The organism is Galbibacter sp. (genome assembly GCF_048266365.1).
GTDB lineage: Bacteria > Bacteroidota > Bacteroidia > Flavobacteriales > Flavobacteriaceae > Galbibacter.
Genome location: NZ_JBLWZP010000003.1, coordinates 146,334 through 167,969, shown reverse-complemented (window position 1 = coordinate 167,969; position 21,636 = coordinate 146,334). Strand labels below are relative to the sequence as shown.

15 protein-coding genes and 1 other RNA gene are annotated in these 21,636 nt (G+C 38.8%); 12 read left to right on the top strand and 4 right to left on the bottom strand.

The window, feature by feature from the left end:
• Positions 1–3: 3 nt before the first annotated feature.
• The 3 genes from galB (at position 4) to ACN0TV_RS06295 (ending at position 5,278) form a co-directional block, all read left to right on the top strand.
• Positions 4–2,445 carry a beta-galactosidase GalB gene (gene galB, locus ACN0TV_RS06305; RefSeq protein WP_417361206.1) on the top strand — a complete coding sequence of 814 codons (2,442 nt, stop codon included), beginning with the start codon at positions 4–6 and terminating at the stop codon, positions 2,443–2,445.
• A 59-nt stretch (positions 2,446–2,504) separates the two neighbouring features.
• Entirely contained in the window at positions 2,505–3,515 is a 1,011-nt protein-coding gene (locus tag ACN0TV_RS06300; RefSeq protein WP_417361204.1) for a zinc-binding alcohol dehydrogenase family protein, read from the top strand.
• Between the two features lie 89 nt (positions 3,516–3,604).
• Positions 3,605–5,278: a glycoside hydrolase family 28 protein gene (locus ACN0TV_RS06295; RefSeq protein ID WP_417361202.1), complete on the top strand. Its 1,674-nt coding sequence runs from the start codon at positions 3,605–3,607 to the stop codon at positions 5,276–5,278.
• Positions 5,279–5,728: 450 nt separating this feature from the next.
• On the opposite strand, the gene ssrA is transcribed toward ACN0TV_RS06295, so the two are convergent.
• Positions 5,729–6,127: a transfer-messenger RNA gene (ssrA, locus tag ACN0TV_RS06290) on the bottom strand.
• A gap of 143 nt (positions 6,128–6,270) precedes the next feature.
• Here ssrA and ACN0TV_RS06285 point away from each other — a divergent pair.
• Together ACN0TV_RS06285 and ACN0TV_RS06280 are read left to right on the top strand one after the other, a co-directional pair.
• Positions 6,271–7,473, top strand: a complete 1,203-nt coding sequence (locus ACN0TV_RS06285; protein WP_417361200.1) for an NAD(P)-dependent oxidoreductase — start codon at positions 6,271–6,273, stop codon at positions 7,471–7,473.
• Between the two features lie 117 nt (positions 7,474–7,590).
• Positions 7,591–8,601 (top strand): 3-oxoacyl-ACP synthase III family protein, encoded by a 1,011-nt coding sequence (locus ACN0TV_RS06280; RefSeq protein WP_417361198.1) that lies wholly within the window; start codon positions 7,591–7,593, stop codon positions 8,599–8,601.
• 118 nt (positions 8,602–8,719) lie between these two features.
• Here the strand turns inward: ACN0TV_RS06280 and ACN0TV_RS06275 are convergent, their stop codons facing one another.
• A complete protein-coding gene (locus ACN0TV_RS06275) occupies positions 8,720–10,195 on the bottom strand; it encodes a sodium:solute symporter (protein ID WP_417361196.1) in 1,476 nt (491 codons plus the stop codon).
• A 231-nt stretch (positions 10,196–10,426) separates the two neighbouring features.
• Here ACN0TV_RS06275 and ACN0TV_RS06270 point away from each other — a divergent pair, with 231 nt between their 5' ends.
• Together ACN0TV_RS06270 and nagB are read left to right on the top strand one after the other, a co-directional pair.
• The gene (locus ACN0TV_RS06270) at positions 10,427–11,176 is read left to right on the top strand and encodes a DeoR/GlpR family DNA-binding transcription regulator (protein ID WP_417361194.1); all 750 of its coding nucleotides are present in this window, start codon (positions 10,427–10,429) and stop codon (positions 11,174–11,176) included.
• A gap of 94 nt (positions 11,177–11,270) precedes the next feature.
• Entirely contained in the window at positions 11,271–13,205 is a 1,935-nt protein-coding gene (nagB, locus tag ACN0TV_RS06265) for a glucosamine-6-phosphate deaminase (RefSeq protein WP_417361192.1), read from the top strand.
• Positions 13,206–13,320: 115 nt separating this feature from the next.
• On the opposite strand, the gene ACN0TV_RS06260 is transcribed toward nagB, so the two are convergent.
• The gene (locus tag ACN0TV_RS06260) at positions 13,321–15,792 is read right to left on the bottom strand and encodes a TonB-dependent receptor domain-containing protein (protein WP_417361191.1); all 2,472 of its coding nucleotides are present in this window, start codon (positions 15,790–15,792) and stop codon (positions 13,321–13,323) included.
• Between the two features lie 86 nt (positions 15,793–15,878).
• Here ACN0TV_RS06260 and ACN0TV_RS06255 point away from each other — a divergent pair, with 86 nt between their 5' ends.
• Complete coding sequence (locus ACN0TV_RS06255) at positions 15,879–16,238, top strand: CoA-binding protein (protein WP_417361189.1); 360 nt, start codon at positions 15,879–15,881, stop codon at positions 16,236–16,238.
• On the opposite strand, the gene ACN0TV_RS06250 is transcribed toward ACN0TV_RS06255, so the two are convergent.
• On the bottom strand, positions 16,215–17,693 hold the full coding sequence (locus ACN0TV_RS06250) for a sodium:solute symporter (RefSeq protein WP_417361187.1): 1,479 nt from the start codon (positions 17,691–17,693) through the stop codon (positions 16,215–16,217). The genes ACN0TV_RS06255 and ACN0TV_RS06250 overlap by 24 nt on opposite strands.
• A 78-nt stretch (positions 17,694–17,771) precedes the next feature.
• On the opposite strand from ACN0TV_RS06250, the gene recR reads away from it, so the two are divergent.
• The 4 genes from recR to ACN0TV_RS06230 all read left to right on the top strand — a co-directional run bounded on the left by recR (position 17,772) and on the right by ACN0TV_RS06230 (position 21,635).
• On the top strand, positions 17,772–18,392 hold the full coding sequence (gene recR, locus ACN0TV_RS06245; protein WP_417361185.1) for a recombination mediator RecR: 621 nt from the start codon (positions 17,772–17,774) through the stop codon (positions 18,390–18,392).
• Between the two features lie 99 nt (positions 18,393–18,491).
• Complete coding sequence (locus ACN0TV_RS06240; RefSeq protein WP_417361183.1) at positions 18,492–19,826, top strand: dihydrolipoamide acetyltransferase family protein; 1,335 nt, start codon at positions 18,492–18,494, stop codon at positions 19,824–19,826.
• Positions 19,827–19,902: 76 nt separating this feature from the next.
• The gene (locus ACN0TV_RS06235) at positions 19,903–20,679 is read left to right on the top strand and encodes an exonuclease domain-containing protein (protein ID WP_417361181.1); all 777 of its coding nucleotides are present in this window, start codon (positions 19,903–19,905) and stop codon (positions 20,677–20,679) included.
• On the top strand, positions 20,679–21,635 hold the full coding sequence (locus ACN0TV_RS06230; protein ID WP_417361179.1) for a carboxypeptidase-like regulatory domain-containing protein: 957 nt from the start codon (positions 20,679–20,681) through the stop codon (positions 21,633–21,635). Before ACN0TV_RS06235 ends, ACN0TV_RS06230 begins: the two co-directional genes overlap by 1 nt.
• Position 21,636: the final 1 nt, after the last annotated feature.

Below are 21,636 nucleotides of genomic sequence, written 5' to 3'. Positions count from 1 at the left end.
ACTATGAAAATTAACTATTTAAATACAGCATATTTTTGTTTTGCTTTGGTTTCTTTTGTCATGATCTTAGGTTGTGAACCAGAAGTCCAAGTAAAACAGGCCAGAATCGTTCAAAATTTTAATAAAGATTGGAAGTTTAAATTAGGAGATCATCCGGAGGCTATAAATCACTCTGTCGATCTCTCTGATTGGCGTAGCTTGGAACTACCTCACGATTGGAGTATAGAGGGGGAATTTGATGAAAGTCACCCGACTAAACCAGAAGGTGGAGCACTTCCGGCAGGGATAGGTTGGTATCAAAAATCTTTTGAGATTCCGGCAGACTGGAACGAGCGCAAAGTATTTATTTCCTTTGATGGGGTGTATAGAAACTCTGAGGTATGGATCAACGGAAATTACCTGGGTATTCGCCCATTTGGCTATATTTCATTTCAATACGATTTGACACCATATTTGAAGTTTGGGCAAGAAAACAGCATAGCGGTTAAGGTAGATAATTCTCCACAACCAAATTCCAGATGGTATACAGGTTCCGGGATTTACAGAAATGTAAAATTAATTGCCACGAATACCGTCTATGTTGATCATTGGGGAACGTTTGTGACAACCCCTGTTGTATCTGAAAAAACTGCGGAGGTTGATTTGGCCATAGTGTTAAAAAATGAAGCTGCTGATCTCGACCAAATTAAGGTGGTCAGTAGTATTGTCAATGCCGATAATCAACCCGTGGAAACCAAGGAACAGCTGCTGAAGCTCGCAGGACAAAAGAATGTGAATGTAAAAATGAATTTTAGCCTGGAGTCTCCAAAATTATGGAGTCCGGAGCGTCCTAATATGTATAGTATACAAACAAAGATTTATCAGGGCTCAAGACTATTAGATACTTATGAAACCCCTTTGGGGATACGTAAGTTTCGTTTTGATGCTCAAGAGGGCTTCTTTCTCAATGGAGAGCATATGAAACTTTACGGCGTTTGTCTTCATCATGATTTAGGTGCACTGGGTGCTGCGATTAACATCCATGCCATAGAGCGACGCTTAAGGATTTTAAAAGAGATGGGAGTCAATGCGATTAGAACCGCGCATAATCCACCATCTCCCGAGCTATTGCAATTAACAGATCGTATGGGCTTTATTGTACAGGATGAAGCCTTTGATGTGTGGAAAAAGAAAAAAGTTGAATACGATTACCATTTGAATTGGGACCAGTGGCATGAGCGGGATTTAAGCGATATGATTTTAAGAGATAGAAATCATCCTTCGATAATGATGTGGAGCATCGGGAATGAAATTAGAGAACAATTTGACAGTACAGGCATCGCCATGACTAAAGAATTGGTGGCACTAGTGAAAGAGCTCGATACCACAAGACCGGTAACTATTGCCCTTACCGAGAATATTCCGGAGAAAAATTATATTTATCAATCAGGGGTCTTGGATGTTCTCGGGTTTAATTATAAACACGAGGCTTACAAGGATTTTCCGGAGCGATTTAAAGGAGAAAAAGTACTTTCTTCTGAAAGTATATCCGGCTTGATGACAAGGGGGCATTACGACATGCCTTCAGACAGCCTTATGTACTGGCCACCTTCTCATAAAGGCGAATTTGACGGGAACGAGGATTTAACAGTCTCTGCTTATGATCATATTTCTGCCTATTGGGGTTCTACTCATGAACAGACCTGGAAAGAGGTTAAAAGACTTGATTTTATGGCAGGAATGTTCGTTTGGACAGGTTTTGATTATTTAGGAGAACCAATTCCTTATCCGTATCCGGCAAGAAGCTCCTATTTCGGAATTATTGATTTAGCAGGTTTTCCAAAGGATATTTATTATATGTATCAAAGTGAGTGGACCAAGGAAGATGTATTGCATATTTTTCCACATTGGAATTGGTCCAAAGGAGCCATGGTAGATGTGTGGGCGTATTATAATAATGCTGATGAGGTGGAATTGTTTTTAAATGGAAAATCTTTAGGAATAAAATCCAAGCAAGGAGATGATTTGCATATTTCCTGGAAGGTACCTTTTGAACCAGGGAAACTAAAAGCGGTTTCTCGAAAGGACGGGGAAATTGTTTTACAGCGAGAGATAGTAACCGCAGCTGCTCCTGCAAAAATTGAATTAATTGGTGATAAGGAAGCAGTAAAAGCTGATGGTAATGATCTTATATTTGTCACTGTAAATATACAGGATGACAATGGGGTGCTTGCTCCAAGAGCTGATAATTTGGTGAAATTTGACATCTCAGGCGGTGGCAAAATTGTCGGAGTGGATAATGGATATCAGGCGAGCTTAGAGCCTTTTAAGGCAAACCAGCGCAAGGCTTTTAATGGTAAATGCCTGGTGATCATCCAATCTAATTACAAAAATGAACCTATAACTTTAAAGGCAAGCTCTGAAGGATTGACCTCTGAGACGTTGACCATTACGATAGCCAAATAAAGTATTTCGAATGATTGTTCAAAAAAATTGAATTTACGATAACAATAAATACCGAATCAATGAAGTATATAGTGTGCCAAGAACCTACTAATTTTGAGATAAAAGAAAAAGAGGTTCCTGTTAAAAACCATGGGGAGGCTTTGCTCAAGATTCACAGAGTTGGTATTTGTGGAACGGATTTACATGCTTATGCAGGGAATCAGGCTTTTTTTAAATACCCCAGAATTCTTGGACATGAATTGGCAGCAGAGATTCTCGACATTGACCGGAATGACCAAGGCTTAAAGACGGGGGATATGGTAATTGTAATGCCTTATGTCAGTTGTGGTAGTTGCATTGCGTGTAAGAGGGGCAAAACCAATTGCTGTGCTAATATTCAGGTGCTGGGTGTTCACGCCGATGGAGGCATGCAAGAAGTGATTTCAGTTCGTACGGATTTACTGCTGCCAGCAAATGATCTGAGCTATAATGAAATGGCTATTGTTGAACCTTTAGCCATTGGTGCTCATGCTCTTAGAAGATCTAACATTCAACCGGGAGATTATATTGTAGTTATCGGTTGTGGCCCAATCGGCATAGGCTTGATGAAACTTGCTCAAATAACCGGGGCAAATGTAATTGCCCTGGATGTTAATAAAGATCGTTTGCATTACGTTCAAGACCAGATTGGCGTACAATATGCGTTTAATGTCCTGGAAGATCCTGTGAGCAAAATATCCCGACTCACCAATACAGATATGGCAACAGCAGTTTTCGACGCTACAGGGAGTAAAAAAGCTCTGGAAAGCGGAATTGATTATATGGCACATGGGGGCGAATTTATTCTAGTTGGACTTTCTAAGGAGGAATTGTGTTATTCGCATCCTAAAATTCATGCGAAAGAAACTACCCTAAAATGCAGCCGAAATGCAACCTTGGAAGATTTTCAGTTTGTGATAAGGCATATAAAAGAATTTCCGACGAAATCATTTGTAACGCATCAAGTTCATTTTACGGATATGATTTCACATTTTGATTCTTGGTTAATTCCTAAAACGGGGGTGATCAAGGCTATGGTTAATTTTGATTGAATGCGGGTAAAACTTTATTGGGTTGCCGCTAAATTATCTTTTATTATGGTAATAAACTTACGAAAGTTAAAAAGCAAAAAAATCTAAAAATGAAAAAATTAGGACTCTGTATTTTAGTAGTGTTTTTTATAGGGGTGATGACTGCCCAGGAAATGACAATGGAAGAAGTATATGAAGGTGTGGAATTTGATATGCCCAAAGTACCGGAGCCTCAATTTCCAAATTATTCGGTAAGTATCATTGACTTTGGAGCAGAAGACGGCGGCCTTACCAAGAACACAGAAGCCATATCAGCTGCTATTGCAGCGGTTCACGAGAAGGGAGGCGGGAAAGTGATTATTCCTCGAGGAATTTGGTTAACAGGACCTATTGAGCTAAAGAGCAATATAAATCTCCATCTCGAATTAGGAGCACTGTTGCTTTTTAGTCGTGATTTTGATGATTACAAGCTTGTTAAAACGAGCTTTGAAGGCTTGAATACCATTAGAAATCAATCTCCGATTTCTATAAAGGGGGTGGAAAACGTTGCTATTACCGGTAAAGGAACCATAGACGGAAACGGTGACGCCTGGAGACCCGTTAAAAGAGGAAAAATGACCTCCAGTCAGTGGAATAATCTTATGAAATCAGGTGGGGTACTTTCCGATGACGATAAAATGTGGTTTCCGTCAGAAAAATCTAAATTGGGTTATAACAGCAGTAGTAATTTCAACGTTCCGGATTTAATTGACGAAGATCAATTGGCTAGGGTAAAGGATTTTTTGCGGCCTGTAATGGTCAGCATTCTGAAAAGTAAAACAGTACTTTTGGATGGACCGACTTTTCAAAATTCACCGGCCTGGAATATTCATCCTTTAATGAGTGAAAATATTATCATTCGAAACCTGGATGTAAAGAATCCGTGGTATTCTCAAAATGGGGATGGCCTTGATTTAGAGTCTTGTAAAAATGTCTTGATATACAACAATACTTTTGATGTTGGAGACGATGCGATTTGCTTTAAATCCGGAAAAAATAAGGATGGACGCGACCGTGGTATGCCGACAGAGAATGTCATTGTAAAAAATAATATTGTTTATCACGGTCATGGCGGTTTTGTTATAGGGAGTGAGATGTCAGGTGGCGTTAAAAATATACATGTCTCTAAATGCACCTTTATCGGGACTGATGTCGGTTTGCGTTTTAAAAGCACTCGTGGTCGTGGTGGAATTGTTGAAAATATTTACATAAGTGACATTGATATGATCAATATTCCTACAGAGACCATACGCTTTAATTTATTCTACGGTGGAAATTCACCAATTTTAGAAGAAGATCAAAGTGCTGAGGATGAGTCCAGAGATGAAAAGCCTCAACCCGTAACGGAAGAAACTCCTTCTTTTAAGAATATTTCGATAAAAAATATACGTGCGATTGCTTCGAAAAAAGCAGCATTTTTTATGGGTTTGCCTGAAATGAACCTAAAAAACGTTAGTCTTGAAAATGCGGTATTTCAAACTCAGCAAGGTATTACGGCGATTGATGCCGATGGCTTAACCCTAGTCAATGTAAAGGTGATTTCACAAGATGAGGCTCTTACCTTATATAATTGTAAAAATGTAAATGTAAAGGGTTTAAGCTTTAAAGAAACCAATAGTGCTGCTATTCGCATACTGGGAAGTGGGTCAAAGAATTTGAACTTCAGTAAAAATGATTTTACGGATATTAAAAATCAGGTCAGACAGGGTAAGACAGTCTCTAAATCTTCGGTTAAAATTAGGTAAGAGTAGACGATATTGTTAATCTAGTGAATATAGATAGGGTCGGTTTTGTAAGTTTTTTCATCAAATTATCCAGCGGATTCTCGCCTACATGGTTAAATCACAATGACCTTTGTCAGTATACCTCGAAAAAAAATGAGATATTTTCTTATAATTTTAATCTGTATTGTCTATAGTTAGTATATAAATTATTTCATTTCCTCTTTTTAAAGGTAGAGGTGCTTTTATACTGGAGTAATCACGTATTGCTGACTTTAGTCAGTTTTAAAAACCTATGGCAATCTTTTTAAATGCTCATCATTTTGATAGACGAGATTATTAGAAAATCCTGTATAAGCTCGTTTTTATTCATTGTAAGAATATCGTTATTTCCCCCTTATATTTTCCTTCAAAAAATAAAAAACCCTGTAAATCAACTGATTACAGGGTTTGTGATATGGATTGTTGTCCAAAAAGTGGAGTCGGGGAGAATCGAACTCCCGTCCAAACAAGCAATTAAAATGCTTTCTACATGCTTAGTCCTCGTTTAATTGTCGACTATTAGCTGACCGAAAACCGCCCACTAATAGCTTAGCTTCTTTAGTTTTGAAACTTTGTCGAAGCTACAAAGTCTCTATGTTGACTTTTATGGTGCCTCATGATGAGCCGCCATCAACAAGGGCTGCTCAGAGACATCTCGCCTTTCCGCCTTGCGGAAACATGGCCAAATCCTACTATGAATTCAGATTAGGCAGCAAGAGCGTAGTTATTCTCGCCATTTAAAAAGGTTGAAATATGATATTTAAGAGCTGTATCTCAGCGCTCTGCATGCTTACAAGTCAATTAGACTCGCTGTCAAAACCAGTCGACCCCAATATGTTGTTAAAGAACGTTGCTCTTTAGAATTCGTATTCTGATTAATTCTAAAAGGGTTGCAAATGTAATACATTTTATCGGAAACTTGCACATCTACAACCAAGCATGTATTTTAGAACAAATTTTATACCAAGTTATTTATGAAGATTGGAATTATAAGAGAACGCAAGAATCCGCCGGATCGCAGGGTGGTATTGGGTCCGAAGGCCTGTCAAATTGTCAAAGAAAAATTTCCTGAAGCAGAAATTTTAATAGAACCTTCACCAATACGGGTATTTAGTGATCAAGCATACGTAGATGCGGGATTTGAGCTTACTGATAACATGCAGCAATGTGACGTATTGTTAGGGGTAAAAGAAGTGCCTATTGAAGCTTTAATTCCGAATAAAAAATATTTTTTCTTCTCTCATACCATTAAAAAACAATCTTATAATCGTAAGCTTCTTCAAGCAGTGCTAGATTTGAATATTGAACTGTACGATCATGAAGTAATTACAAATAAGGAAGGGCAGCGCCTGGTAGCCTTTGGTCGCTACGCCGGAATAGTAGGAGCTTATAATGGTATCCGTACCTATGGATTAAAGTTTGATCTTTTTGATTTGCCAAAAGCAGAGACCTTATCTGGTATAGATGGTTTGATTAGTGAACTACAGTATATAAAACTTCCAAATATAAAGATCGTCGTCAGTGGTAAAGGACGCGTTAGTGGTGGTGTAAAAGAAATTTTAGATGCCATGGGGATAATAGAAGTCGAAGTCTCCGATTACATTAATAAGTCCTTCGATCAATCCGTGTACTGTCAAATCGAAGTTTTGGACTACAATAAAAGAATCGATGGGGAAGAACCGAGTATTCCTGATTTTTATAAAAATCCGCAGTATTATCAGTCCGATTTTATGCGCTTCGCACAATGCAGTGATATGTATATTGCAGGGCATTTTTATGGTGATGGAGCACCATACTTGTACACTAGAGAGGATGTAAAGTCAGCTGATTTTAATGTTAAAGTAGTTGCGGACATCAGTTGTGATATCGACGGACCTGTAGCCACGACCATTCGGCCATCAACCATAGCAGATCCTATTTATGGATATGATCCTACCACAGCGCGGGAGACAGATTTTAAAAACCCGGAAGCTATAGCAGTTATGGCCGTAGATAACTTACCGTGCGAAATCCCTGCGGATGCTAGTGAAGAATTTGGAGCGAGCTTTATTAACCACGTAATTCCTGCATTGTTTAACAAGGATAACGACGGGGTACTCCAACGCGCAAAAATGACCTCTGGTGGAAAATTAACCGAACTGTATAACTATCTACAAGATTATGTAGAAGAAAAGTAGTGTTTTAAAGGTTTTGGTATTTAACTATATGTTAATTATATGTAACTTGCAGGGCTGATTTGTTTAATTTTCGCAACTAAATAGATTCTATTTTTAAATTATTAAAGCACACAATACATGTACAATTCAAAAATTTCAGGATTAGGCTATTATGTGCCTTCACATGTGGTATCCAATGATGATTTATCCAAGGTGATGGATACTAATGATGCTTGGATTCAAGAAAGAACAGGAATAAAAGAACGTCGTCACGTTGTTAATGGTGATGGGGATACGACTACCAGTATGGGAGTTAAAGCGGCTGAAATTGCCATCGAGCGTTCTGGCTTGCAAAAAGATGAAATTGATTTTGTGGTCTTTGCCACACTAAGTCCGGACTATTATTTTCCAGGTCCCGGAGTCTTGGTACAACGCGATTTAGGATTACGTACCGTAGGTGCATTGGATGTAAGAAACCAGTGTTCTGGTTTTGTTTATGCACTCTCAGTAGCCGATCAATATATTAAAACCGGAATGTATAAAAACATTCTAGTTATAGGCTCTGAACTTCATTCAAAAGGATTGGATATGACTACTCGAGGGAGAGGTGTTTCCGTGATCTTTGGGGATGGCGCAGGAGCCGCTGTATTGTGTAGGGAAGAAGATACCTCCAAAGGTATACTTTCCACACACTTGCACTCAGAAGGAGAACATGCTGAGCAACTTGCTCTTACTGCTCCGGGAATGGGGAAACGTTGGGTGACCGACATATTGGAAGAAGAAGATTCTGAGAATCCATCTTATTATCCATACATGAACGGACAATTTGTGTTTAAACACGCAGTAGCACGTTTTAGCGAGGTAATTACAGAAGGTTTGGAGGCTAACAACCTCACTAAAGAAGATATAGACCTATTAGTGCCTCATCAAGCCAACCTTAGAATTTCTCAATTTATACAGCACAAGTTTAAGCTTTCCGATGACAAGGTGTATAACAATATCATGAAGTACGGTAATACAACAGCTGCATCTATTCCGATTGCCTTGACTGAAGCTTGGGAATTAGGGAAGGTCAAGGAAGGCGACACCGTGGTTCTAGCAGCTTTTGGTAGTGGATTTACTTGGGCAAGTGCTATTATCAAATGGTAGACAAAAGCCTTTAAAAAATTCGGGTGCCCCCAATATTTAAACATATATAAAGCAATGATCCATCAGTTAAATGAGGTTCATCGCTTTTTTCTTTTATTATTATTAGGTATTAAATCCTTTATGGAGTCGCAAGTTGGTCATCCTTTTTAGTGCGTATAAGGATTAAGAAAACTATGGTGATCAGTGCGTTTATAAAGATATTCATAAAGCCGAGATCAAATTTAAAATAATAAAGCAATAGCTCGCTTGTAGCGTAGGTTAAAATTGGAGCCAATATACAAATGATAGGCGTGAATTTGTCCTTGATGTTAATTTTTGAGAAAATTCCTAGAAGGAAAAGACCAAGGAGAGGCCCATAAGTATAACCTGCGACTTTGAAAATACTTGTGATGATATCTCCTGTACTATTTGAAAACCCTATCATGATAGCAAATACAACCACATTAAATCCAAATAAAACAATGTTTTTGGTTTTTCTCTTTTCTTCTGGCGATTTATTTTCCATATCTAAGAAGTCATATGAGAACGAGGTCGTCAGTGCAGTTAGGGAAGAATCCACACTGGAAAATGCCGCTGCTGTGATTCCCAAAATAAAGGTGATCGCTGCCGCCATTCCAAATTTATTTAGTGCGAGCATTGGAAAAAGATCGTCCGTATTGAGGAAGTTACCATTTTCGTCAACGGCTAGAGATATTCCGTTGTTCTCCGCATAGATATAAAGTAAGACACCTAAACATAGAAATAGGAACTGTGTAAGAGCCAAAATAAAACTAAATACCAAGGCGTTTTTTTGTGCGTCAGCCGGGGACTTACAGGTGAGTGTCTTCTGCATCATATTTTGATCCAATCCCATCATGGCGATCGCAATGAGAACACCTGAGATGATCTGTTTAAAGAAATTGTTTCCTGATTTAGGATCCCAATCAAAAACTTGAAAGTACTTATGGGAAGTCATGGTGTCAATGGTCTGTGATAGACTTAGATCCATGGCATCCTGAATCGCAAATATGGAAACAAACGCGGCAGAAATTAAAAATGTGGTTTGTAAGGCATCTGTCCATACAATGGTTTTTATACCTGATTTATTGGTGTAAAGCCAAATGATGATAAGAACGATAATAACCGCTATAGGAAACGGAATTCCCAAAGGATCAAAAAGTGCATAATCTAAAACCTTTGCCGCTAAAAGTAATCTTAAAGCAGCACCAAAGGATTGAGAAATGATAAAGAAAAGTGAGCCTGTCTTATAAGAATAGAATCCAAACCTATTGGATAGATAGGTGTAAATGGATACCAATTTTAGCTTGTAGTAAATAGGGATTAAAACAAAAACGATAAAACTATACCCAATCATATTTCCTAAGACAAATTGAAAGTAATACAGAAAGTTGTTCGAAACCATTCCCGGTATAGAAATAAAAGTAACCCCTGACATGGCCGCCCCAATCATTCCGTAAGCCACTAGGGGCCATGGTGATTCACGATCACCTGTATAGTAAGCATCTGTTCCTGATTTTCTGGAAACTAAGCGAGAGATTCCTGCAAGAACTAAGAAATAGGCTATAAATACGGCTAGAAATAAGGTGGTATTCATGAAAAATGTCGTTTTATTAGAGTTCAAAGTGCACTGGCCCATTGGGCGTAAAACCTCATGGTTTGAAATTAATTCAGCCTAATATTGCGAGGGTAAGATACATTTATTTCATTAATCTGTCATCTAAAATGATTAAAAATGCAATATTTATGCATTAATAAATAAAAAAATGCCTTAATTTTACGTGTTAACGGAATCGAATATTGGATTTTAAGTAAAATTACCGAAAACATGCAAAAGAGAGATAGACAAGATATCATTGTGGAAGAGGTGCGGATTAACCGTAATGTATCTTCAAATTTTTTAGCGAGAAAATTAAAGGTTTCAGAGGATACCATACGCAGGGATCTCAATGAGCTCGATAAAAAAGGGCTGATTTTGAAAGTTCATGGAGGTGCGGTGTCTACCATTCAGAAACTGTATCATTATAATGAAGACATGATTTTCAATAGGGATGCGAAAAATGCCATTTCTAAAAAAGCTGCTAAGCTGATGAAAGACGGTATGGTGATCATCATTAGCGGTGGAACGACCAATCTCATGCTTGCCAAGCAATTTCCAAAAGATTTAAATGCTACGGTCTATACCTATAGTTTGCCTATTGCAATGCAACTTTCAGAACACCCTTCTATTGAAGTGATATTCATCGGTGGAAAGATCAATAAAAAGTCTATGGTAACGGTAGGAATAGATGTGGTCCAACTGCTCTCCGGTATCGCTGCAGATATATGTTTTATCGGGGTCAGTAGTATCAATATTACCAATGGGATCACCGATGAGGGCTATGAGGTTTCTCTAGTTAAAAAAGCAATGATTGCAGCTTCGGATAGAACAATAGCTTTAGCCGATTCTAATAAGCTGAATGTTCGTCAAAATTATGGCGTTTGTGGCCTGAGTGAAATAGACACCTTAATCACTGAATTGGATCCTAAAGATCATAAGCTACGTACTTATCGATCAAAAGATCTGGAGACTTTGTAATATACTGTTAGGATAGTGCTAACTTTTCAATTAAGGTTGTTAGTTGTTCAAGAATGTCATAACTTTAGTAAAATAGCTTTAACATATACTGTTTATGGAACACTTAATTGAGAATAAATCAATAGCATACGAGAAAGCGGGATCGCATGAAGACAACCGTTACGAGAAAATTCACAATGTCGTTTTTGAAAGTTCTTCAGAGGCTTCTCTTTTGGTAGCTAAAGAAATTGCTGAACTGATTGTTGAGAAGAATGAAAAAGGAGAAACCTGTGTTTTAGGGCTCGCCACCGGTTCTTCTCCAATTCGGGTTTATGATGAACTGGTGAAAATGCATAGGGAGGGAGGCTTGAGTTTTAAAAATGTGGTGAGTTTTAATTTGGATGAGTACTTTCCGATGAATCCTGAGAGTATCCACAGTTACCACCATTTTATGAATGAGCATCTGTTCAATCACATTGATATTCCCAAAGAAAATATTAACATTCCTGATGGCACAATTGCCCAAGAAGATATTAAAGAATATTGTCAAGAATATGAGAAAAGAATAAAATCTTATGGCGGTATTGATTTCCAATTATTAGGTATTGGTAGAACAGGACATATTGGATTTAACGAACCTGGTTCTCACTACAATTCCATTACAAGAAGTATTACTCTAGATCAATTAACTAGAGAAGATGCCTCATCAGGTTTCCACGGTATTGAAAACGTGCCTAAAAAGGCAATTACAATGGGTGTGGGTACGGTGTTCTTATCAAAGCGAATCGTACTACTGGCCTGGGGGCATAAAAAGGCTGAAGTAGTCAAAGAAACTATTGAGGGAGAAATTCTACCTCAGATTCCTGCGACCTATTTGCAGGAACATCTCAATACAACCATGGTACTTAATACAGAAGCTGCTTCGATGTTAACGCGATACGAATCACCATGGCTGGTAGGTGAGGTGCAATGGACTGAACCCTTGATGAAGCGAGCAGTCGTTTGGCTGTGTAGTAAGGTAGAGAAGTCAATTCTTAGATTAACCGATAAGGATTATAACGAAAACGGTTTGGCTTCGCTAATCGCGGAAAAAGGCTCCAGTTATCAGTTAAACATTGATATGTTTAATAAATTACAACATACGATTTCTGGTTGGCCGGGAGGCAAACCAAATGCCGATGATAGCAACCGACCAGAGCGAAAATCTCCGGAGCGAAAACGTGTTATTATATTCAGTCCGCATCCTGATGATGATGTCATCTCCATGGGAGGAACATTTGATCGGCTTGTAGAACAAGGACATGAGGTGCACATTGCATATCAGACCTCAGGAAATATTGCGGTTTCCAATGCTGACGCACTTAAATTTGCTGAAGTAGCCATGGATTTCTTGCCAAATGGTGGGGGTGTGGATAAATTACTAAAAGCAGCTCAGGGAATTAGGAATCAACAAGAGAATGAAATTGATCCTATTGAAGTCCGTGAATTAAAAGGATTAATTAGAAAAAGAGAATCTATAGCTGCAACACGTTATCTGGAGGTGCCAGACGCTCAAGTTCATTTTTTAACTCTTCCTTTTTACGAAACGGGTACCATTAAAAAGAACCCCTTATCCAAAGAGGATATTTTAATTGTCAAAAATTTAATTAGTGAAATCAAGCCTCATCAGGTATATGCTGCCGGGGATCTGGCAGATCCTCACGGTACCCATAAGGTGTGTTTAGACGCTGTGTTTAAAGCCTTGGCGGAACTGAAATCTCAACCTTATATGAAGGATTGTTGGTTGTGGCTCTACAGGGGAGCTTGGCATGAGTGGGATATCCACGAAATAGATATGGCTGTACCAATGAGCCCGGATCAAGTGCTCAGAAAACGAAGAGCAATTTTCTTCCATCAAAGTCAAAAAGACGGCGTGTTGTTTCAAGGAGAGGATCTAAGGGAATTTTGGGTTCGCGCTGAGGAGCGCAATAAAGAAACCGCACAACGCTACCGAGAACTAGGACTGGCAGATTATGCAGCCATTGAGGCCTTCAAGCGTTTTGATTATTAAATTTTAATATGTGATAGCTATAAAATTTAAAACCCGGGGGAAGTCCCGGGTTTTATGTTTACAGCAAATAACACTAACCATCAACTTTAATGAGAAAATTGCAGTAAACATTCTTTTACATAAAACCACCGCTGGATTGCTTGGTGTTGGATTCTCGTGATTTGCGATCCACTCTTCTGTTTTTACCACCACCAAATCTATAGGTGAGGCCAGCATATATGGTTCTACTTTCCCAATGGAAAGATCCGTTTTGTTTGTATGGACGTTCGCCTTCAAAACTAAATTTCATCGTATTGAACACATCGTTAAAATTTAAACTGAAACTTCCTTTTCCTCCGGCGAAGCTATAGCGTGCACCCGTGTTAACGAAATACATAGGTTCTGAAGTCAGCTGCAAGCTTTCGTTTTCGCCTCTATAGAAGCCAAATAGGGATAAGCTGAGGTTTTTAGTGATGGTGAAATTATTATTCAATCTTGCATTGAATGCGACATTATCTACTTCCACTTCTTGGGTTATGATATCATCAACGCTGAGGTCATTGTCACTAGGTCTTAAGATCTCAGTCAGACCACGTTGTGTCTGGGTATACATGTCAACACTGGCGTTGATGTTCCACCAACTTAGTGGTTTGTAATTGGATGAGATCTCAAATCCGTAAGCGTTGGTATTGTCAAAATTGTCAAAAGTGAGTATCTGCTTAGTTAGGTCTATTCGGTCCACATAGAGAACTTGGTTGATTTCATCTTCTATGGTTCTGTAGTACAGCCCGAAGGTGAGGCTTCCATGCTCCAATCTTCTAGTATAATTGAGCTCATAGGAGTTGGTGAATTGTGGTAAAAGTTCATCATTACCATAGGAGGATATTTTAGGGGTACTCCACTCTCTAATTGGATTCACTTGACCTAGACCGGGACGGTCAACCCTACGGCTGAAGCTTAATTGAAATTGATTTTTTTCACTAAGTGAATAAGTAACAAATGCGGAAGGGTAAATTTGTAAATAATCATCGGTGAAGCTCCGCACAGTGTTGGTGTCTGCAGTAACCCCTACATCTTCCATGCGCGCTCCTACTTGATAGCTCCATTTCTCAAAGCTTTGGCTAAAAGTCGCATAGGCAGAATAGATATCCATGGCGTAGATGAAATCAGTGTCCGGGGTTGGAATTAAGTCACCTTGTTCATTAAAACTAAAGCCGGTTGAGCTATAATCTACATCCGTCTCATAGGTGCGGTATTCGAGACCAAGTTCTACTTTGGCTGTCTCTGAAAGTGGATTGACATAATCTAAATTTGCAACGGTTTGTTGTCTTTTAGTGTCTACAAAATCCAGATAATCAGGTTGACTTGAAGTCCCCAAAAATCTAAAATCAGCATCTTCGTTATTTTCATAATTACTATAATCGATCTCGAATTCTATATTATGACCGTCCTTTTCAAAATCTCTTTTATAATCAAAATTGTATTGTTCATTGTGATTATTGCTTTTTTGTATAAATACCTGTTTCATATCTGAGACACTGGGGTCCATATTTATAATATCCGTTTGACCGTCAAACTTACCGTCGTATAAATTTTGATTGGTGAAAACAGAAACAGTATTTTTTTCATTGATGTAATAATCAACACCAAGTTTATAAAGATGGGATTTGCTATTGTCAAGGAAGTCCAGTAGCTGTAATTGGTTTTCATTGAACTCTGTCGATCCGGGATCATCAAATCTTTCAATCTTACCACCATTGGCCCCCTTCCTGATGGTATTTCCATAACTTCCATAGAAGTTGAACTTTCCACTTCGGTAATTCAGATCTATAGCACTATTGAATTTAGCCTCATCCTGATAGGCTAGTCCAAGACTTAAGTTCCCATTAAAACCGTTCATAGCATTTTTACGAAGGATAATGTTGATAATACCACTCATTCCTTCTGGATTATATTTTGCAGAAGGGTTGGTGATCAATTCAATTTGTTTGATTGAAGTTGATGGTATTTGTTTTAAAAGCTGAGCCACAGGTACGTTAGAAAGCTTTCCGTCCACCATAACCCTTACATTGGAGTTTCCACGCATACTCAATTCACCAGTTTGTTGATCCACATTAACCGATGGTAGGTTATTCATGATGTCTGATGCTGATGCGCCTTGAGTAGTCAGATCCTTACCGACATTAATCACTTTTCGATCAATTTTTTGTTCGATAGTTGATCGCTCGGCTACGACATCTACGCCTTCGAGCTCAGTGATATTTTCAGCTAAACTAATTGTGCCGATATCGACTTTAGGGTTTTTGGCTGTGATGTCAAAGGTTTTGTGGTAGGTTTGATATCCTATAAACTGGACTTCAAGTGTGTAGGTGCCCTGGCCGATATTACTAAGTTGAAAACTTCCATCTTCTTTTGTAATACTCCCTTGGATGACAACCTGATTTGATTTTATGGTCACTGTGGCGTACGGGATCGGTTGATTTAGGGATTGGTCGATTACTATTCCGTTAATTGTTCCTATTTTTGGTAAAACATCGGATTGGGCGTTGTTTTGTCCAAATGAAAAAAAGGAAATTAATAACGTGCAGAATAAGATTGCATGTTTCATTGATTGATCGTTTTTTGATTGTTAATTGATATTAACTAATGGACGACCGATTTTTAAAACTGTTACAATATTTAACGAATTTTAACATGAAAAAAACTTTAGTCATAGGTGCATCTCTTAATCCAAGTCGCTACAGTTATCTTGCTCTTAAGCGCTTATCAGCCAACAGTATAGAGACCGTTGCTATTGGTCTGAAAGCGGGAAATGTGTCTGGGATTTCGATATCAACCGAGCGGGAAGATTTTAAAAACATTGACACCGTCAGCCTATACCTGAACCCTAAAAGGCAGGAGGACTATTATCAATATATTGTTGGTTTACAGCCCAGACGTGTACTTTTTAATCCAGGAACTGAAAATCCTCAATTTTACGAGATTTTAAAATCCGCAGGGATAACGGTAGAAGAAGCCTGTACTTTGGTGTTACTTTCTACCGGGCAGTACTGATTCGTATTTTTTGCCAGACTTGAAATCACTAAAAATTAAAAGTCCGAGAAAGGTCAATGTGCCATTTAGGATCAGCACAAAAAAGCCGAAATCAAATCCAAACCAACGATTGGTGTACAGGCTAATGAAATAAGCAAGTACGGGAGAACACACTGCAATATATGGGATGAGTTTGTCTTTGGTCATCAGTGAAGTGAATAATCCAAAACTATACATGCCCAGCAATGGGCCGTAAGTATAACCGGTAAAGACAAATAGTTTGGCAATGACACTTTCATCTTTGATGAGGTATTTAAAGCTTATAATTACAAAAATTAAAAGCAATGAGAATAGGATATGTACCCGTTTTCGGATCCTCACCTGATCTTGAGTAGGATGCTTTTTGTCAATCTCCAATATGTCAACGCTAAAGCTGGTCGTTAAGGAAGTTAACGCACTGTCTGCACTACTGTATGCGGCTGCGATGAGTCCGATAATAAAGGATAGAAATACTATAGGGCCTAAATAGTTTTTAGCCAATATGGGGAACAATTCGTCTTTGTGTGCATCAATACCATGTTGTCGCGCATATAGCGTTAATAGTACTCCTAGGCACATAAATGCTAGGTTTACCACAGTTAGAATTATCGTGAACCAAAACATATTTTTTTGAGAATCCTTAAGGGTGCGGCAACTCAGGTTTTTCTGCATCATATCTTGATCTAGTCCTGTCATTACGACGGCAATGAAGGCGCCGGATAAAAATTGTTTCCAGAAGTAATCTACACTATTGATGTCATCAAAAAAGAATGTTTTTGAAAGTGAACTGTCAGAGATGTAGGCAACAATGCCTTGGGTAATATTCATTTCATTATAGAGGGTAACCACAGTTACGCCTAAGGCGATTAACATAAAGAGCGTCTGCAGGGTATCTGTCCAAACAACAGTCTTTATGCCGCTTTTAAAGGTGTATAACCAAATAAGTATAATGGTAATAGTGACGGTTAACCAGTAAGGGATACCCATGGCGTCAAAGGCAAGGGTCTGTAAGACATTAGCAACAAGGAATAACCGAAAACTAGAACCTACTACCCTTGAGAGTATGAAAAAAGAAGCTCCGGTTTTATAGCTGTATTTGCCGAATCGCTGCTCCAAATAGGTGTATATGGAAGTGAGGTTTAACCGGTAATATAGTGGGAGTAAAATTGTACCTATGATCACATATCCCAAGAGGTAGCCCAAGACGACCTGCATATAGCTAAATTGTGAAGCTTCTACCCAGCCGGGAACTGAAATAAAGGTCACCCCACTAAGCGAAGCGCCTATCATGCCGAAGGCAACCACAAACCACGGGGATTGTCTTTTAGCCTTGAAGAAGTTTTCGTTGTCTTCTTCTTTGTCGCTGGTTATTAGAGAAATAACCATCAGCACTATAAAATATAAAGCTAGAATTAATAGGATATAGGTAGGTTTCATCACCAAATTTTCAATATCGAACTGCAAATCTATTGGATATTATTCAGATTTGTGCCTTAAAATCGTAATTTCGCAGCAATGGAATTTTCATCGAAATTATTGGAAAACGCAGTGAATGAAGTTTCACAATTGCCGGGTATCGGAAAACGTACCGCGTTGCGATTGGTATTGCATTTGCTCAGACAACCCGAGCAACATACTTTGGAATTAGCCGAGGCTTTACAGATGTTGCGAACTCGCGTGAGTTACTGTAAAAATTGCAACAATATCTCAGATCGAGACCTGTGCGAGATATGTTCGAGCACAAAAAGGGATAAAAGCTTGGTTTGTGTAGTAGAGGACATTCGAGATGTAATGGCCATTGAAAACACAGGTCAGTACATGGGGGTGTATCACGTTCTAGGAGGGAAGATTTCTCCTATGGATGGTGTTGGCCCCTCTGATTTGAACATCGTAAGTTTAGTAGAAAAAGTAAAATTGGGGGAGATTGAAGAAATTATCTTCGCCTTAAGTTCGACCATGGAGGGAGATACAACCAATTTTTATATCTTTAAACAGTTGGAGCAGTATTCCATAAAAACCTCTACCATTGCTAGAGGTATTGCAGTGGGAGATGAATTGGAATATGCGGACGAGGTCACCTTGGGAAGAAGTATTCTAAATCGAATTCCATTTGAGAATTCGTTGAAGGATCAATAAGCGAATATTTTAAGTTTTAATAAATTATAGTGAGTAAAAAAGCTTATTTTTTATTATTTTCGCAATTATAACATCATTTAAAAGCGTTAGATTATTGATATGGCAAAAATAGAATTAAAACTTCCTCAAATGGGGGAAAGTGTTGCGGAAGCGACAATAACTTCTTGGTTAAAAGAAGTTGGCGATACCATTGAAGCTGATGAAGCCGTTCTGGAAATTGCAACCGATAAGGTTGATTCCGAGGTTCCAAGTGAGGTGGATGGAGTTTTGGTTGAGAAATTCTTTAATGTTGATGATGTAGCCAATGTAGGAGATGTTTTGGCAATCATAGAAACTGATGGTGATCATGTAGTAATTGAGGTGGAGGAATCAGCATCACAGGAGCCACAAGAAGCACAAGAGGCCTACGCCAAGGATTTGGAGGCAGAGATAAATGTTATTAAACAAGGTTTAGAACCCGTCCCGGACTTTACGACTTCTGAGCGTTTTTATTCGCCCTTGGTTAAAAATATTGCAAAGCAAGAAAACATTACACTTCAAGAGTTAGAAGGTATAAAAGGGACTGGTAAAGATGGGCGTGTCACTAAAAATGACATTCTCCAGTACCTGGATGGTAAAGATACATCACCACCGAAAAAATCGGTAGAAGCAGTACAAAAGGTGCAACAACCTGAGGTAAAATCAGCAGTTGTTGAGGCTAAAAGTGCTCCGGTGTCAGTCAACGGCCAAGACGAAATTATTGAAATGAGTCGTATGGGTAAATTAATTGCCCAACACATGACTGATAGCATTAAAACATCTGCACATGTTCAGAGTTTTATCGAGGTGGACGTGACCAATGTGTGGAATTGGAGAAATAAGGTTAAGGACGAATTTTTAAAGCGCGAAGGAGAGAAGTTAACCTTTACGCCAATCTTTATGCAAATCGTAGCCAAGACCATTAAAGATTTCCCAATGATCAACATTTCTGTTCAAGGGGATAAAGTTATCAAGAAAAAAGACATTAACTTGGGAATGGCAGCTGCTCTGGATGACGGAAATTTAATTGTCCCTGTAATTAAAAATGCAGACCAATTGAATTTAGTCGGTATGGCTAAGCGCGTGAACGACCTAGCTTCTAGAGCGAGAGCTAATAAGCTTAAACCGGACGAAATCACACAAGGCACCTATACCGTAACCAATGTAGGAGCATTTGGAAGTGTGATGGGAACTCCAATTATCAATCAACCCCAAGTGGCTATCCTAGCTTTGGGTGCGATTCGAAAAGTCCCAGCAGTAATAGAAACCCCGGAGGGTGACTTTATCGGAATTCGTCACAAGATGTTCCTGTCACACAGTTATGACCATCGCGTGGTTAACGGAGCTCTCGGAGGCCAATTTATCCAAAGAATGGCTCAGTATCTCGAGGCATGGGATCTCAATAAAAAAATATAATCACAAAATTAAAACCCTGAATTCAACAGGGTTTTAATTTGTTTTGTCCTAAATTTAGGGTTTGAATCATAAGTACATGGAATTAAAATTAACAAGACCCATTTGTTTTTTTGACCTCGAAACAACTGGAATCGATGTTGCCAAAGATCGCGTTGTGGAGATCTCAATTTTGAAAGTATTTCCAAACGGAAACAAAGAAAGTAAGACCTGGCTGGTCAATCCTCAGATGCCAATACCAGCAGAATCCTCAGCGATTCACGGTATCACAGACGAAAGGGTTAAAGACGAACCGACCTTTAAAGAGCTCTCCAAAACCATTTATACGATGATTAAGGATAGTGATTTGGCAGGCTTTAACTCAGATCGTTTTGATATCCCTGTTCTTGCAGAGGAGATGCTTCGATCTGATATTGACTTTGATATGGGAAGCAGAGTAAGTGTGGATGTGCAAACCATTTTTCACAAAATGGAACAGCGTACCCTTTCGGCTGCTTACAAATTCTATTGTGGTAAAAGCTTGGTAGATGCGCACAGCGCTGCAGCAGATACCAACGCTACCTATGAGGTGTTGAAGTCCCAATTGGATCGTTATGATGAACTTGAGAATGATATGAAATCTCTAGCTGAATTTACTACTCGAAGAGTAACAGCAGATTTTGCGGGCTTTATTGCCTTTGATGACGATGGTGTTGAGGTTTTTGCCTTTGGTAAACATAAGGGGAAGAAAGTAGAGGACGTTTTGGAGCAAGAGCCGGGTTATTTTGGTTGGATATTGAATGCAGACTTTCCAAGATACACTAAAAAGGTGCTTACCGCGATTAAACTTAGGAAACTGAATACCAAACTCGGTTAATGCTTAAGCGCGCCCAAGTCATAATCTGTACAGGGGTTTTTATAGTCGGTGGGTTTTGTCAGGCTCAAAAGTCAATATTGATAGGAGACTTAAAGGACAAGCAAACAACACAGCCGATTCCATATGCTCATATTATTTTTACAGGAACAAAATACGGAACCACAGCCAATGATAAGGGGAGGTTTTTGTTAGAGGTAGACAGCACACTCTTAGATGAGAATGTTCGCATTTCCTGTATAGGGTATCAAAGTAAGGTGTTGCCTTCCAACGAGCTTTCGAATAGCGTTATTTACCTCACCCCTATGGTGGAGAAATTAGAACAGGTGGTGCTTTATGATCATAAAGATAAAGAGCATAGCCGTACCTTGAATCCATTTAGCGGTAAACAATGGGTTGGCCTAGGAAACTTTAGTGGTGGTGCATATCCTTCTGTGTTGGCCAGATATTATCCCAATGACTTTAAAACCGATGAAAATGTCTATTTGGATGAGGTGACTGTTTATCTCAATGCCCCATATAAATGGGAAACAAAGTTTAAATTGAGAGTTTTTAGTGCGAATAATGATTTAAGTCCTGCTGAGGATTTATTGCGTAGTAATTTGGTTATTCAGACTCATAAATCACAGAGAAAAATCAAGATTTCTTTGGCTGAATACGGCATAAAAGTCCCGGAAAACGGTTTTTTTATTGCCGTAGAGCATTTGTTTATTTTAGAAAATCAATATGAGGAACAGCTAGATCTTCGGGTAGGGGATAGCTTGTATCATGATGTTAAAACCATGCGATATGGGCCTATTTTTAGAGGAGTCCAAGAAAAACCGGATGCTTCAAATGCTTATTATCGATCTAACCAGGGCTGGAAATCTATGAACAAGCTCAAGCTCTCCGGTCAGGGGAATACCTTTAAAAATGGAAAATCAGTATCGCCGGCCTTTAAAGTGAAAGTTGTTTACTAAT

Excerpts from the sequence above, each read along its gene's own strand:
- ACN0TV_RS06250 (WP_417361187.1), bottom strand. The coding sequence starts at position 17,693 with ATGAAACCTACCTATATCCTATTAATTCTAGCTTTATATTTTATAGTG.
- ACN0TV_RS06240 (WP_417361183.1), top strand. The coding sequence starts at position 18,492 with ATGGCAAAAATAGAATTAAAACTTCCTCAAATGGGGGAAAGTGTTGCG.
- recR (WP_417361185.1), top strand. The coding sequence starts at position 17,772 with ATGGAATTTTCATCGAAATTATTGGAAAACGCAGTGAATGAAGTTTCA.
- ACN0TV_RS06255 (WP_417361189.1), top strand. The coding sequence starts at position 15,879 with ATGAAAAAAACTTTAGTCATAGGTGCATCTCTTAATCCAAGTCGCTAC.
- ACN0TV_RS06280 (WP_417361198.1), top strand. The coding sequence starts at position 7,591 with ATGTACAATTCAAAAATTTCAGGATTAGGCTATTATGTGCCTTCACAT.
- ACN0TV_RS06275 (WP_417361196.1), bottom strand. The coding sequence starts at position 10,195 with ATGAATACCACCTTATTTCTAGCCGTATTTATAGCCTATTTCTTAGTT.
- ACN0TV_RS06285 (WP_417361200.1), top strand. The coding sequence starts at position 6,271 with ATGAAGATTGGAATTATAAGAGAACGCAAGAATCCGCCGGATCGCAGG.
- ACN0TV_RS06230 (WP_417361179.1), top strand. The coding sequence starts at position 20,679 with ATGCTTAAGCGCGCCCAAGTCATAATCTGTACAGGGGTTTTTATAGTC.
- ACN0TV_RS06260 (WP_417361191.1), bottom strand. The coding sequence starts at position 15,792 with ATGAAACATGCAATCTTATTCTGCACGTTATTAATTTCCTTTTTTTCA.
- ACN0TV_RS06295 (WP_417361202.1), top strand. The coding sequence starts at position 3,605 with ATGAAAAAATTAGGACTCTGTATTTTAGTAGTGTTTTTTATAGGGGTG.
- ACN0TV_RS06300 (WP_417361204.1), top strand. The coding sequence starts at position 2,505 with ATGAAGTATATAGTGTGCCAAGAACCTACTAATTTTGAGATAAAAGAA.
- galB (WP_417361206.1), top strand. The coding sequence starts at position 4 with ATGAAAATTAACTATTTAAATACAGCATATTTTTGTTTTGCTTTGGTT.
- nagB (WP_417361192.1), top strand. The coding sequence starts at position 11,271 with ATGGAACACTTAATTGAGAATAAATCAATAGCATACGAGAAAGCGGGA.
- ACN0TV_RS06270 (WP_417361194.1), top strand. The coding sequence starts at position 10,427 with ATGCAAAAGAGAGATAGACAAGATATCATTGTGGAAGAGGTGCGGATT.
- ACN0TV_RS06235 (WP_417361181.1), top strand. The coding sequence starts at position 19,903 with ATGGAATTAAAATTAACAAGACCCATTTGTTTTTTTGACCTCGAAACA.